Below are 13,595 nucleotides of genomic sequence, written 5' to 3'. Positions count from 1 at the left end.
CAACGCCGTGGAAAAGCAATGCAAGGGTCACTAGTCAAGCCGGCGGCCATTCCTCTCGACACGCTCAGAGAGCAGATCGCACAGGCCATCGCCGCAGCCAAGGCCTATGAAGTTCCAGACGCCTGTGTCCGCATGGGGATTCAGCAGGCCGTCGAGGAAGGCGATGCGCAGGAGGCTTTCAACAGCAAACGGTTGTACGTCCGGCGACGCATCCTCTCGTGGAGTGAGGCGGACCTTCTCGACTTGGCAGCCCAGGTGCTGCGCGAGTACCCATCGGAGGATCTCGCGGACACCGTGAGCGAGACGACAATCCACGCCGAGCATCGAGTGAGTGCGTTGGTTCGGCGTGACGTGCTCAAGGCCCTCAATCCTTTGGCATCCCTGTTCGGCGAGCTGTCGCTGGTTGACGGCCTCAGAGAGGTGTTCGGGGTCTCGGGCATCCAAGACGATGCGACTGGGTTGCTCGGCAGCACCAGTCTGCACGGGCAGATAGTCCAGCACTGTTTGCGCAACGACGACTGGTCGCACGAAGAGTTGCTGACTCAATGCGGCGCGCTAACGTGCAGCCAGACACGCTTCTTCGCGTTGCTGACCAAGCTTCTGCATCCTATGACACGCCGCGACGCAGAGCAGGCGGAGCTGGCCACCGCGATTGGCGCGATACTGAGGCGGGATGGCTTCACGGTTCGGCAGACCAGTGTAGAGTCCGGGTACGCCATCTACGGGGTGGTACGGGCTCAGGCTGGCGTCGCCGGAACGATGAAGAACCTGATTTTCGCCTCGATCGGCGAGAAGCCTGAGCTGGTCTTTCGCGATGCTGTGAACAACGACGTCGAGATCGTCAAGCATGCCGACAAGGTGCTGGTCTTCGATCGTCTCTTACCCAGTTCAGGACTGCTGCTCTGGAAGGACCTGCGGGACTGGTATGCCGAACTTCAGGGCATCAGCGACCCGAGCATCGCGAAGGAGCAGTTGTTTCGACGGCTGCGCCAAACGGTGCTTGGTACCCGCTCGGCGGGTGAGTTTGCAGTGTTCCAAGGTTACTACGAGCGCTTCGGGGGCTCGCTTGGCGACCGGTTGCCGGCGCTGATTCCGCAGGTCTATCTGCACTACGACCCCTACACCAGGCGCCAACGCGGCGACGAGCAGTTCCTGGCACGCCAGCGCATGGATTTTCTGCTGATGCTGGAACAGGGCGTGCGCATCGTGATCGAGGTCGATGGTCGCCACCACTATGCAGTACCAGATCCCCTCGAGCCGGATCGGTTCGTCGCGAACGCACAGCGCTACGCCGAGATGGTTGTGGAGGACCGTCGGCTGCGGCTGATGGGGTACGAGGTCTACCGCTTCGGCGGGCACGAGTTTTTGGATGTCGATATGGAACAGCGCAAGGTCGGCCCACACGCTCAACAATACGTTGCCGAGTTCTTCGACAGGCTGCTGGCGCGGCATTGTGTACGGTGACCGGAGAAAGCTATGGCGAGTTTTGATGAAGTCGGTTTCCTGTCCGACGATTTTACGGGCTGGCAGACAGCAGCTCGTGAACGGTATGCCGGGCCCTTCCAGTTCGCCGAACGCGCGAACGAAATGGGAATGCGAATGCGGAAAGCCTTTGCTCTGGATGGGCTCACCGAGGAGGCGAAGTGGGCCATTGCCGGGTTCGTGCGGGCGTTGGGGGCTTTCCAGGGGTGCATTCTGATGGCCGAGCGCGGAGCGCTACCAGAAGCCCGCGCATTGGCACGCTTGTGCACAGAGTCCGTCATCGTCACGGCCGGATTGGTGAAGGTCGTGGGAACGCTCGAGCGCCTGCGCGAGGACGATGCAGCGCACGATCTCGGCGTATGTAACCGGGTTCTCGAACTCAATGAAAATGACGCGAACGACGAGCGGCTGAAAGTTTTCAGGAGAAGGAAGGCTGAGATCGAAGCGCAGTACGAACGGCCGCGATCACTGAAACTTGCGACGCTTGCACACGCTTCGGATCTGACGCTGCTCTACGAGCTTTCGTACAGGTTCACGTCCGGGAACGGGGCACACGCGACGCTGGGTGCATTCGTTCGCCACATGAGAAAGGGTATCGATGGGGAGCCAGACGTCTACTTCTTCGGTCCCGACACGTCCGACATGGCTTCGACGCTTTTATGTGCAAATGCCGCTGCCATCCACTTGATCACCCTCGCAGTCGAAAACATGGGGCTGGTTGAATTCAACGCCGAACGGCTCGATCTCGCTTTGCACTGGAACATCCTCAAGCCGGAACTCGAAGCGGCGAGCGCCGTGGAGGGGCAGGACTGAACCCCGGCGATCATTTACCCGTGCCGCGCTACCTGCACGCGCACACGCCGGCCCTATTCCGGAACAGCGTTCCTTGTTCTGTTACGGGCGGACGTCGCCAAGCCGCGCATCCGGTGAGCTCCATGAATTCGTGTTCGGGATACCGGATCACCCGCCTGACGCAGTCTGCCGCGATGGGCTTCACGCCGCTGTTTTCTTCGTGCTCCACTGGTTCGTCCGTCTCGTAGCCGCGGCTAATAAGGTAGATGCAAACGAGCTTCATTGCAAGGCCGGCACCGGGGGTGAGTGAGGCAACGGGCACGTCTGCCTCGATCACACACGGTGTCCCGATCGCACGCAGAATCGGTGAGGTCACCGGGTCGTCCTCATGCGAGTTATAGAGCGCCTCGCCGCCCCAATGGTGGAAAAAGCGCCCAATGCCATGTTCGCCTGCCCGATGCGGCGGGAAAAAGCAGAACCACAGCCGGCCAGCGCGGTTGCTCTCGTCAGCCTGATTGGCCGCTGCGAGGCGGTCACCAATGTCGCTCGGCAACTGGCCTGACGCGACCAGCGCATCGATGCGACGGCGCAGCATCGCACCGTCGGGCAGCTGCATGCCAGATCGGACGATCTGCGTGATCTCGACATCTGTGATGCGGGTGCAGTGCCAGCCTGTGATCGAATACGGCCTGAGAACATCGCCCACGGCAATGATCGCTCGGTCATAGTCCTGCGGGCTCACCTTCCACGGGGCGATCTGCCAGTTTAGAAACAATTCGTGGTGACCGTCCAGGAGAGACAGCAATGGAGCGGGCCACGCCTCCGGTTGATCAAGCGGGAGTAACACGCGGGTCATCAGGCCTTCTCTGTGTTCGTCGCTGCCGATATGGCAGGTTGCCCGATGAGCTTACCATGCGCAAAGCCGCTAACGATTTGCCAGCCGACTCGGAAGTGTGGATGGCAGTTAAACAAATCGAAACAGCCGTAGAGCTGAGGCCAGGTTCAAGGTCCGGAGAGGGCCGAAAACGGTCACGCGGTTAAGGCGGCCGCCAAGATATCTGTGAGCGGGACGTCACAGGCGCATGTAGCCCGGCTTTAGAGGGCGGTCCTCACGCGAAAGCCGTTACTAAAATTTGGACACAAAAACAGATCTATTGTGATAACTTTTCTTATCACAATAGTTTGACCGAATGTCAAAACTCGCTCCGCAATGAATATGCATCAGCCCTCATCGGTCGAAAACGACTTGCACTCAGACTTTCCGACAGGAGACGAATTAGCGGCCGTTCGCGCTTGGTTTGCCGGCATGTCCGTACGTTCAGCGACGGCACGGTATCTGCCAGATCAATTAGGGGAGGGCAGGTCCGCTCGTGGCGCCGTTGGCCGTATTCGGCGTAAGCTCATGAAAATCGCGCGACGTGTCCATCGTAACGATCTAGCGGCCATCTTCGGCAGCACTGTGCGCGGAAATGAAGCGGGGAGGGCCGCTAGCAACGCCATTGAAACGTTGCGTCGTGCGCATGCCCCGGCTCCACAGATTGCGGATTCGATCGAGATGTGGCTCCCCCGACGAGCGGTCGCGGCTCTCCACCAAAACGGTGTAACAACGCTCGCCGACCTCACGGTGCGAATTCCGAGGCGACGCCAATGGTGGAAAGCGATCCCCGGGCTCGGCCCGGCAAGTGCCCGGGCCATCGAGACATTCTTCGCAGACAATAGATCATTGACCGATCGGGCGCACCAGTTGATTACCGCTGAGCCTAGAGATTCGGTCGTCCCCTGGGAGCGGCTTCGTTTGCCACACGAGGTCGACGGCTCCCGAGGAACGTTTCGCGCCCCGAGTGCAAGCTGCACGCTTGATGCCACCAACGATTACGAGGCAGTGCAAGCTTGGCTTTCCCTGCAAGAGTCCACAGCAACGCAGCGAGCATATAGAAAAGAGGCCGAGCGCTTAATTCTGTGGGCCATCGTCGAGCGCGGACGGGCGATTTCGTCGCTCACGGCAGAGGACGCGACCGCATACCGCGCCTTCCTGCGTCAGCCGACACCTCGGGACCGATGGGTGGGCGCGCCCAGCTTTCGAGATTCAAATTCATGGCGCCCGTTCACAGGCCCTCTGTCCTCTCGCTCGGCTGCGTACGCACTCTCGGTTATCGGCGCATTGTTTCGGTGGTTGATTGAGCAACGCTACGTATTAGCCAACCCATTCGCAGGGGTAAAAATCAGGGAAGCTCAGCGCTCCGCCGCTCTAGACACGTCTCGAGCGTTCACGGAGGGGGAGTGGATGCTAGTCCGTACCATCGCGAATGGCTTGGAATGGTCGTATGGATGGACGCACGAAGCTGCACAGCGCCTACGATTTATTCTCGACATCGCCTACGCTACCGGCCTGCGGGCAAGCGAATTGGTCGCCGCTACGCTCGGTGCTATCGAGTTTGACTCGCAAGGTGATCACTGGTTAAAGGTAAGCGGGAAGGGCGCGAAAGTGGCCAAGGTTTTCCTACCGCCTCTTGCGCGCTCAGCGTTAGAACGCTACTTAATAGAGCGAAAACTCCCCATCAGCCCCAATCACTGGAAATCCAAGGTATCGCTAATCGCCCATCTCGCGGATGACACCCCAGGTTCGATCACGACTGCCCGTCTTTGGAGCATCGTGCGACGCTTCTTCATAGATGCTGCTGAGACCTTGAAAACAGATCGCCCACAACTGGCCGAAAAGCTACTCAACGCAAGCCCACATTGGATGCGGCACACGCATGCAACTCATGCACTCATTCGTGGGGCGGAGCTAACCACTGTGCGGGACAATTTAAGGCACGCATCAATTTCGACGACGTCAATCTATCTGCATACTGACGACTCCCGCAGAGCTCGCCAAATCGGAGCAGCGTTTGATTGAGAGCGATCAACGGACCCCGGTGTGCCTCGCATGCTGTACGTTGACAAATTTGGTCTTGTCGTGGACCGTGAAAAGCAGAAAAAGCCGAGCCTCCGTGCGCCGAGGGCATCGGCGCTGTTAATATCAAATGGCAGTTCGCTCATAGAAGCCCAATCTGTTCGCCCCTCTCTGCGCGCTCTTCCAGCACGTTTAGTCGATCTTTGGCCACGTGGCCGATCCAGTGCACAAAATCCGCCCACGCAGTTGCAGTCATAGCCATGCCTGCTGCTTGGTTGCCTGGCTCGATCTCAATGAGATCGCAATCCGGGGAGTCGTGTTCGACGCGGGCAGGTTGAACCATTAACCACCTAGGGATTATTTCGGACCACTCGTAAGGAACCTTGTCTAGCGCTATATACGAGCGACCGTTGCGCTCGAATGTGCGGAAGCCCGCAGGCATGAACTGACTTAGGAGGCGGACTTTTTCGCTTATTGCCATGTGTGTACCCTGGCTGGCCAGGTCCATCGAAGTGACTGAGACTTCATGTTTGGTTACTGCACATCTCCACCAAATCTTATAGCAATCACTAAGAAGAAACGCGGGTATCGACGCGGGCTCGCGAAAATTCGCCCCTCTGGACAGTTATCTGTGGATACGGACGGAATTTAGGTCCAAAAGTGCGATGCCGTTGAGGCTCGACAGAATGTTGAGCCTATCCGAGCAAACACCGAAAGCGCCAACATTCTGTCGAGAGCAAACCGAAGGAACACCTATATCGTGTCCGGTTACTATAAGCCTCGAAATCGTCGGAGATGGTAGGGAACGGGTATTCGCTCAACCACTCCCATCCATCATTTAACATAATGTACATTATGCGAATCATAAAACACCTACACTGGGATGCAAGTGCAAAGGCACGCCGATCAAACGGTCTTTGGCGTGCCGGCAACATCCGAAAATTATGACGATGACATCCACTATTAGTGCTGAATCTGTGGAACAGACCTCGCCAGTACTTGTTGCTTCACATGGCGATACTCATGCCATGTCAGCACAATGACTCCAAGATCGAGCGCCGAAAGCAACAATAGCCAAATCGAATGTGTGTATGTGTACCGATACAACTGGTACGCAATAAATAGCGCAAACGCGACCATCGATACCGGGAAATACCAGAGGCGTTCGCGCAGTAGCCCAACGATCAGCCAAAACTTGACGATACCGTGAGCAAGCAGGTAGATCGCGGCAAACTTCTGCGAGCCCACCGAAAGATGTTGCACGGCATGCAACAAGAAGCCCGCCACGATGTCATGTGGATCTTCAGTCAGTTCGTTACCTGAGAACCGCAGCACGATCGACAGGAACACGTGCGTGGGAACGAAATATGCTAAAACGCCCGCGAGGATCTCGGACAGTGCAAAAAGTGCCTTGATCCACAAGCTTGTCTCAAATACCCAGTGCAGGCGTTTCTCCGTGGTGTCCGAAAACGGCGTCACGAGCCTCTCCCCTCCTGGTTCATTACCAACGCGTTCGGGACGATAACGCTCACACTCAAGCCGCGGCGCGTACTTTCGTCGGTATATGCAAAGTGCACGCGAGCACCAAACTTGTCAGCGATTGCCTTAACGATTGACAGCCCGAGGCCCGACCCCGTTTGCACCGTTCCGAGAATTCGGTAAAACGGGTCGAAGACGCGCTCCCGTTCCTGCGGCTCAATGCCTGGCCCCGTGTCCCTGACGCTCAATACGGTCTGCCACCCATTGGATTCCAGCACCAGATCGATGCGCCCGCCTGCCGGTGTGTAACGAATTGCGTTGTCGACGAGGTTTTTCATCAGAACGCCCAAGTCCGCCTCGCTCACCGGCAGCGCTACGTCCCCATGCTCGTCAATACCGATGTCGATCTGCTTGGCTTCGGCGAGCGGATAGAGCGTCTCAAGCGTATGTCGGAACACCGTAAGCACGGAATTGGTGTAAGCCTGCGCGTCTCGCTGCGTGGCTTGTACACTGGATAAGGTGAGCAAATGATCAAGCAGGTGCCGACTTCGCTCGATTCCGTGCCTCAATTCGATCAGACGCTCGCTCGCCGTCTCAGACATCGGCGCGTCGGCGAGTCGCTCGGCCTGCAACGAGAGTGCCGTGAGCGGCGTGCGTAGCTCATGTGCAGCGTCGGCAACGAAGCGGTGCTGCGCATCGACGGAGGTCGCTACACGCGAGAGCAGATTGTTGATCGCTTGAAGGAAGGGGCGAATTTCGTTGGGCAGATGTTCGGTCGGCACCGCATGCAGCTCGCTGTACTGGCGCTGATCGATCTCGCGAGAAAGGCTCGCCACGGGACGGAAAATTCGCCGTACAAGCCAGCCGACCACAAGGAGCAGCACCGGAACGAAGGCAACCAACGGCATGACAGTGCGGATCGCGCTGGTGCGGGCGATTTCGTCTCGAACGTCGGTTTCTTGCGCGACAGCGATTCGCTCACCGGATTTCAGAGTCTTCGCAAACACGCGGTAGGGTTCTCCGCCGACCATTACGGTCGCGAGCCCATCGGGCATTGTCAAAGTCAAGGGCAGAGGCAGTTTGTCGTCACCATCGCTCACGCCGCTGCCAGGCGGGGGCGCCATCGCAAGGCGCTGGACGACAACCCGCGCATCTTCACCGCTTGTCTGTGGTGCTTGAATATTGCGAAATTCGCTGGCGGGCAAATTATTGTTGTCGACGAGCGCAGCAACTTGTCGCAAAACGTCGTCCTGAAGTTCATGAGCCTCATCGAACGCGGCGCCAAACGAGATCACGCCTGCAATGACGGCAAATACAAGAATGGCGATCGAGAGCCATAAACTCAAGCGCAGGCGAATGGAATCGTTCAGTCGCCCTTTAAGACCATCCATCCTGCTCCCCTCACGTTCTTGATGGTGCTCGCACCAAGCTTCTTGCGAAGTGAATGGATGAGAAACTCGATTGCATTACTCTCGACCTCCTCGCCCCACCCATAAATCCGATCTTCAAGATCGCTGCGCGACAAAATCGCGCCTGGGCGTGTCAGGAGCGCTTGAAGCAGCGCGAACTCCCGATTGGACAGTTGCACCGCCTCCGAGTCTGTCGTTTGCGCCTCGCGCGTACCCGGATCGAGCGTGACGACACCATTCGTCATGATGGGCAAAGCCTGCCCCGACTGGCGGCGCATCACCGCACGAATGCGGGCCAGCAATTCGGCCATGTCGAACGGCTTCAGAATGTAATCGTCTGCCCCAGCATCCAGACCCTTGAGCCGTTCCGACAATGCGTCCCGTGCGGTGACGATAATGACTGGAACGCGCTGCCCTTTGGCCCGAAGACTTTGTAGGACTGCGTGACCATCTTTATGCGGCAGGCCAAGATCGAGCAGCATCAGGTCGTAATGCTGGCAGTCCGCGGCGGCCAGCGCCGCTTGCCCATCGTTGACCCAATCGACTGCGAATGTCGCGTCCTTAAGCGAGTCATGAACGACGCTGCCAATCATCGGGTCGTCTTCGACGAGCAAAATTCGCATCTCATGTCCTTTCACGCCGCTGGTCAGTGCGCTTTCGCCGCCGCACGTTGCCTAAACAGTATCAAACTTGTCAGGATGAATGCCAATAGCGCGAACGATGCCGAATAGCGGCTGAGCGCAAGGCCTCCGGCGCTGACCGGCTTGTCCAGAAAGTCCCCGACGACCGCTCCCAGTGGACGCGTCAGAATAAACGCGGCCCAGAACAGGAACGTGCGTGATGTGCGAGTCCACAGGTACGCTGCGACCAGGACCAGCAGGAGAGCGCCGAAGACTACCGCGGCACCTGTGTACCCCAAACCGGCGGTGTCCGCGGTCCAGTCTCCAAGCGCAGTCCCCAGCGTCTGCGAGAACATGATCGTCACCCAATAGAATACTTCCGCTTTCGGTGAATTGACCGTGTGCACGGATACCGACCCCATAGTCCGGTACCAGATCCAAAGCGAGCCGAGCAGCAACGCGAGAAGGATCGACGTCCCTCCGGCATAACCGATGCCCAATGAACGGTCGGCAAAATCCGCGAGCGTCGTGCCGACCGTCGTCGTCGCGATGATCGTCGCCCAATACAGCATGGGCGAGAATGCCTTGGTGCGAATTTGCGCCGTGACGGCGACGGCAAAGATCACCGCAAAAATCGCCGTGCCAATCAGGTAACCGAGATTCATCGACATGGAAACGGCGTCGCCGCCCGTCTCGCCCAGCGTCGTTGCGGCAATCTTGAGCACCCAGAACAAGAGCGTGACCTCGGGGACCTTGCTTAGCGTCTTCTGTACGGTTGTGTTCATGGTTGGAGATAGTGTGAGAACTCAGGTTTGCTGACGCGCGGCTGCGCAGTCGGCTATTGACAGATAGAGAACGAGCGCCACAGCCGCCACGGCAAGCAAGGCGCCGAACATCAACGCTGAATTGGCATAGCCCAGATTCAGAACTTCGGCTACCCAGTCGCCTGCCGTTGTTCCCAGCTCGTGATTACGGCGGAATTTTCCAACAGGACGCTTAGGGCACACTTAGTTCGATCGGCATCAGATGCCTACGCCCTCACCCATCCGCGGTCGATAAATCGTGCGAAGATCTTGTGATATATCGTCATCGTCAGGCGGAATGCGGGGGCCAGCAGCCAGTCCATCTGTTGAGTGACCAGCCATGAGGCCGTGCCCGCAACGATTACAGAGCCGACCATATCCAGCGGAAAGTGAACACCCAGAAAAATGCGTGCCCAAGCCACGGATACGCCAAGCATCATGGTGACTATTCCTGCGATGCGTGTGCGCTTGTTGGCAACTAACGCAAAGGCGACCGACCAAATCAATGTCAGGTGGTCGCTGGGAAATGAACTGTCGGCGGCATGTGCAAGATAGGTATGACCTATCCCCATCACAAAGGGGCGGGGATGCTGCCATACCCAGCCGATCGCTTGATTGAGCGCCAATCCGACGACGCCGGCGACGGCGGCCGCGATCAACTCGCGTCGTTGCGTCTCGGTGACACGCATCCACGCTACGACCAGTCCGACCGGAACAGCCAGTATTAAATACTGTGCCAGAAACGTCGCGAGCGCGAACATCGGCGGCGTAGGTAAAGCCCGCGCGTTAAGCAGCAGGAAAAGCGTGTCGTTTAAGTGTTCCATAGGACTTGTGAGACGAGAAGTGCGTTTCGGCTACCCTCATCCGAGAGAAAGCCAATTGCAATCGCCCGCGAGCACCCAAGCGATGCGCGGGCGAATTGACAAGCTGCTGGGTGACTTTGCTATCTTGTGCGACGTGCCATCCCGAAGCACCCCGTGTTGGTAAAGCGTGGCCCGCTACGTAAAATTCTGAGGCACGACACTTAGCAAAGACTTAGCAAGCCCTCATTTGTGCGATAGACGACCGGTTGAGGAGATTTTGACTGGCGCGCAGTCTCACGGGTTTTCATACAGATGCTGGATCGACGACTCGCCTGCGACCAGTATCTTCGGTGCCCAGGCTGTGCCTTTTCGCATCGCGGTGTGGATTGCCGGATATTCGTTCCCTGGCTGCGTCAGCAAGCCGTGCCGCTCCGCACGGGCCAGACTGTTATCGACGGAGAGCCGCGAGACATGCGCATGCGGGCCGTAACTCGCCGCAGTTTCGGGATAGACGGTGTCGCCTTGTTGCAGAAGCCCGCGCTTTTCTGCGCTCACCAGTTGCCGATACACCTGTGCTCGCGTGAGTGAATCGGTCGCTGCGCTGCTGGACACCATCGAATGGGGAGTTGCTGCTTGGGCATTGGTTTGGACAGCGCCGACCAGACCCAGCACGGCAACCAATACGGCAATATATGAAGTCTTCATGATTGTGCTCCTAAGGTTGACGATCAATGTGAAGGTGCGATCACAAACTCATCGCGAAACCTTCAACTTGATCGTAGGCGTGAAGCCTTAGCAGATCCTTAGCGCAACGTATGAGGTCATAGCCTCTATCTGTCGTCGGGATTGCAATCGACCGCTCTAGTGATTCGGAGACAACCTTCCTGCGCGTAGCCGAATGCCTAGAGCAATATGACCACGACTCGGACGATCGCCGCGAGTGTGGCAAGTGCGAGCACAGGGCCGAGCGCTGCGCAGAGTAGAACGGCGATCATTTGCGTTGGACTGATTCGCCACGGACGACCGGTTTCTGTACGCCAACGCATCGCTTCCGGGTCATACCCAGCCGCCCGCAATAGCTCGTCCGAGCGCAACGGCCAAGCATGTTCTGCGCTCGGTGCTGGCGGTAACGCCCCCCCGATGGCAGCGTCTCTCTTGATGAGGAGTTGAGTCCTCCCGAGTCCTGCCCAAACCATAATTTCCCCACGTCGGTGAGAACCATCAAATGACATAGGCGCAAATTGAATGATAGGCCCCATAGACGGATAACGGGATTCAACGACCTCAGCACTGAACGCGCCAAACTAAGTCATCCCCCCAACGCCGTCCCCTCGACCACTTCGAGCAGCGTAGCGGCAAAGCGTTGGGCAAGCAGACTGTGCGGGACGTGTTCCGCTCGCAAAAGATGCGTGGCGAACAGCACTTCGGGCGCGAACGGTCGATACTCCAGTCCACGGCCGACATATGCCTGGGCGACCGAACGGCTCACGATGCTCACGCCCAGTCCGCTGGCCACCATGGCACACACCGTCGCTTCGTATGGCGTTTCAAGTTCCTTGTGCCGTAGCTCCACACCAGCCTCACGAAAGCGCTGGTCAATTTTCATGCGCGTGCCGTCCACCAATGACAGCGCGATGAACGGCTCGTACTCGAGATCGGCAGGCGTCACCACCTCCAGATCCCGCAACCGATGTCCCACGGGGAACGCGCAGACGCCCGCAACTTCACTGATCTTCGTCGCTTCGATGCCGGAGACATCCCGGCTAACGTACGACGTCACCCCCAAATCGCAGAACTGCGACGCGACCCAATAAGCCACGCGCGGCGAATCGTTTGTCAATAACGAGACCGCTACCCCCGGATGCGCTTGCCTGAACCGGCGAATCGCTTCAGGCATTTGCGTCAGCGCAATCGAAGGCACAGCCCCCACGCGCAAACGCCCGGTGCCGGAACGGCGAATCTGTTGCGCCGAGTCCTCCAGACTTTTCAAGCTCACGAACGCGCGCTCGACGTCGCGAAACAGTTCTGCGCCCTCGTCGGTCAGTTGCAAACGTCCATTGATCCGCTCAAACAGACGAAATCCGGCGCTCTCCTCCAACTGCCCTATCAGCCGGCTGATGTTCGGCTGTGACGTATGTAACGCCTCCGCAGCGGCCGTCATGGATCCGGTCTGGATCACCGCCCGAAATGCCTCCACCTGCTTGAATTTCATCGTCACCTTCCCCCGGCGTGCTCGCGCGTCGTTCCCCCATCGACACCTTCATCGTCAATACAGGGCATATCAAAAATGTATAGCCTCGTATTGTATTGTGATTTTTAAGAATGCCTACATCCGACTACAGTCGTTCGTATCCCGTCTGCGCGGCGTGGGGCAACGTTCCCGACCTACCGATGCGCGGCCGCTCAGATGTTCCAACCGCCCTTTTCGCTTCAGGAGCCATCGATGTCACGCCTGCCACGCTTGTTCGTTACTTCCCTAGCGGCTGCTTCCGCCGTGCTCGCCCTGACGACCCTAACCATCCGTCAGGCCAGTGCCGCGCCGGGCGACCTGCCTCCGGTCCCGGCTGAAATCAAAGCGCAGAACCAATTGCGCGTCGGCGTGCGTTGCGATCAACCGCCTTATGGCTATCAGGACAGCAGCGGTGCATTCGCCGGTGTGGAAGTCGAAATGGGACGTCAGATCGCCGAATGGGCGCTCGGCGGCAAGGACAAAGCGGTCTTCACCTGCGTGACCGCAGAGAATCGCGTGCCACAACTCCTCGGACGCAAAGTCGATCTGTTGATCGCAACACTGGGCGTTTCGCCCGAGCGCGCCCGTGTGATCGACTTCACGCAGCCGTACCGCTGGGGGGCGAGCGACGTTGTGGTTCGTCGCGACAGCGGTATCAACTCCATCGCCGACCTCAAAGGAAAGACCCTCGTCGCGCTCAAAGGCTCGGTGCAGGCCAAGTGGTTCGAGGACCACATGCCCGAGGTGAAAATGCTGCGGCTGAATACCGCCGCCGACGCCATGCAAACCTTCCGTCAGGGGCGCGCGGATGCCTACACGCACGACGCCGCCACGCTCGTCGTCGCCGCCGCGCAGGATCCGCAGGCCAAGCTGCTGGGTCAGTACTTCCAGATTTCGGACGCCGCCATCGGCGTGCGCAAGAACGAGGCCGCCTGGCGCGACTACCTGTCGGCAACCATTGCCCGCATGCGCTACGAAGGCCGATTCGTGCAATGGGTCAAGCTCAATGTGCCGGAATCGATTCGTAGCTATTACCTGTCGGTGTTCCAGCAGGGACGTCCGAAGGAAACGCTGTAAGCGG

Annotated in this window: 13 protein-coding genes; 4 read left to right on the top strand and 9 right to left on the bottom strand. The window is 58.5% G+C overall.

The features are described 5' to 3' along the window. Nucleotides 1–18: 18 nt before the first annotated feature. Nucleotides 19–1,464, top strand: a complete 1,446-nt coding sequence (locus tag NTU39_RS13280; RefSeq protein ID WP_150669383.1) for an AbiJ-related protein — start codon at nt 19–21, stop codon at nt 1,462–1,464. A gap of 12 nt (nt 1,465–1,476) precedes the next feature. Beyond that, complete coding sequence (locus NTU39_RS13275; RefSeq protein ID WP_124988665.1) at nt 1,477–2,295, top strand: DUF5677 domain-containing protein; 819 nt, start codon at nt 1,477–1,479, stop codon at nt 2,293–2,295. A 28-nt stretch (nt 2,296–2,323) separates the two neighbouring features. On the opposite strand, the gene NTU39_RS13270 is transcribed toward NTU39_RS13275, so the two are convergent. Further along, a complete protein-coding gene (locus NTU39_RS13270; protein WP_257959998.1) occupies nt 2,324–3,130 on the bottom strand; it encodes a hypothetical protein in 807 nt (268 codons plus the stop codon). Nucleotides 3,131–3,490: 360 nt separating this feature from the next. Between NTU39_RS13270 and NTU39_RS13265 the strand changes: the two genes are divergently transcribed. After that, nucleotides 3,491–5,173, top strand: a complete 1,683-nt coding sequence (locus NTU39_RS13265; RefSeq protein ID WP_246183953.1) for a site-specific integrase — start codon at nt 3,491–3,493, stop codon at nt 5,171–5,173. 960 nt (nt 5,174–6,133) lie between these two features. On the opposite strand, the gene NTU39_RS13260 is transcribed toward NTU39_RS13265, so the two are convergent. The 8 genes from NTU39_RS13260 to NTU39_RS13225 form a co-directional block, all read right to left on the bottom strand. Continuing rightward, the gene (locus NTU39_RS13260; RefSeq protein WP_257959997.1) at nt 6,134–6,649 is read right to left on the bottom strand and encodes a DUF2127 domain-containing protein; all 516 of its coding nucleotides are present in this window, start codon (nt 6,647–6,649) and stop codon (nt 6,134–6,136) included. After that, on the bottom strand, nt 6,646–8,040 hold the full coding sequence (locus NTU39_RS13255; protein ID WP_174984145.1) for an ATP-binding protein: 1,395 nt from the start codon (nt 8,038–8,040) through the stop codon (nt 6,646–6,648). Before NTU39_RS13255 ends, NTU39_RS13260 begins: the two co-directional genes overlap by 4 nt. Continuing rightward, on the bottom strand, nt 8,016–8,681 hold the full coding sequence (locus NTU39_RS13250; protein WP_150662574.1) for a response regulator transcription factor: 666 nt from the start codon (nt 8,679–8,681) through the stop codon (nt 8,016–8,018). The genes NTU39_RS13255 and NTU39_RS13250 overlap by 25 nt, the downstream gene beginning before the upstream one ends. Nucleotides 8,682–8,704: 23 nt before the next feature. After that, a complete protein-coding gene (locus NTU39_RS13245) occupies nt 8,705–9,463 on the bottom strand; it encodes a COG4705 family protein (RefSeq protein ID WP_257959996.1) in 759 nt (252 codons plus the stop codon). Nucleotides 9,464–9,484: 21 nt separating this feature from the next. Further along, nucleotides 9,485–9,685, bottom strand: coding sequence for a hypothetical protein (locus NTU39_RS13240; RefSeq protein ID WP_246184375.1), 201 nt, complete (start codon nt 9,683–9,685; stop codon nt 9,485–9,487). A 23-nt stretch (nt 9,686–9,708) separates the two neighbouring features. Next, nucleotides 9,709–10,305, bottom strand: a complete 597-nt coding sequence (locus tag NTU39_RS13235; RefSeq protein WP_257959995.1) for a phosphatase PAP2 family protein — start codon at nt 10,303–10,305, stop codon at nt 9,709–9,711. 273 nt (nt 10,306–10,578) lie between these two features. Further along, on the bottom strand, nt 10,579–10,989 hold the full coding sequence (locus tag NTU39_RS13230) for a DUF4148 domain-containing protein (protein WP_150662571.1): 411 nt from the start codon (nt 10,987–10,989) through the stop codon (nt 10,579–10,581). A gap of 604 nt (nt 10,990–11,593) precedes the next feature. Beyond that, nucleotides 11,594–12,496 (bottom strand): LysR substrate-binding domain-containing protein, encoded by a 903-nt coding sequence (locus NTU39_RS13225; RefSeq protein ID WP_150662570.1) that lies wholly within the window; start codon nt 12,494–12,496, stop codon nt 11,594–11,596. Nucleotides 12,497–12,727: 231 nt separating this feature from the next. On the opposite strand from NTU39_RS13225, the gene NTU39_RS13220 reads away from it, so the two are divergent. Next, a complete protein-coding gene (locus NTU39_RS13220; RefSeq protein ID WP_150662569.1) occupies nt 12,728–13,591 on the top strand; it encodes a transporter substrate-binding domain-containing protein in 864 nt (287 codons plus the stop codon). The last annotated feature ends 4 nt before the right edge of the window (nt 13,592–13,595 follow it).

It is taken from the genome of Pandoraea commovens (assembly GCF_024704525.1).
Taxonomy (GTDB): domain Bacteria; phylum Pseudomonadota; class Gammaproteobacteria; order Burkholderiales; family Burkholderiaceae; genus Pandoraea; species Pandoraea commovens.
This window is presented reverse-complemented; position numbering and strand designations above follow the sequence as displayed.

Bases quoted from the DNA above. Each gene is read 5' to 3' on its own strand.
- NTU39_RS13280 (WP_150669383.1), top strand. From the start codon at position 19: ATGCAAGGGTCACTAGTCAAGCCGGCGGCCATTCCTCTCGACACGCTC.
- NTU39_RS13275 (WP_124988665.1), top strand. From the start codon at position 1,477: ATGGCGAGTTTTGATGAAGTCGGTTTCCTGTCCGACGATTTTACGGGC.
- NTU39_RS13270 (WP_257959998.1), bottom strand. From the start codon at position 3,130: ATGACCCGCGTGTTACTCCCGCTTGATCAACCGGAGGCGTGGCCCGCT.
- NTU39_RS13265 (WP_246183953.1), top strand. From the start codon at position 3,491: ATGCATCAGCCCTCATCGGTCGAAAACGACTTGCACTCAGACTTTCCG.
- NTU39_RS13255 (WP_174984145.1), bottom strand. From the start codon at position 8,040: ATGGATGGTCTTAAAGGGCGACTGAACGATTCCATTCGCCTGCGCTTG.
- NTU39_RS13250 (WP_150662574.1), bottom strand. From the start codon at position 8,681: ATGCGAATTTTGCTCGTCGAAGACGACCCGATGATTGGCAGCGTCGTT.
- NTU39_RS13245 (WP_257959996.1), bottom strand. From the start codon at position 9,463: ATGAACACAACCGTACAGAAGACGCTAAGCAAGGTCCCCGAGGTCACG.
- NTU39_RS13235 (WP_257959995.1), bottom strand. From the start codon at position 10,305: ATGGAACACTTAAACGACACGCTTTTCCTGCTGCTTAACGCGCGGGCT.
- NTU39_RS13230 (WP_150662571.1), bottom strand. From the start codon at position 10,989: ATGAAGACTTCATATATTGCCGTATTGGTTGCCGTGCTGGGTCTGGTC.
- NTU39_RS13225 (WP_150662570.1), bottom strand. From the start codon at position 12,496: ATGAAATTCAAGCAGGTGGAGGCATTTCGGGCGGTGATCCAGACCGGA.
- NTU39_RS13220 (WP_150662569.1), top strand. From the start codon at position 12,728: ATGTCACGCCTGCCACGCTTGTTCGTTACTTCCCTAGCGGCTGCTTCC.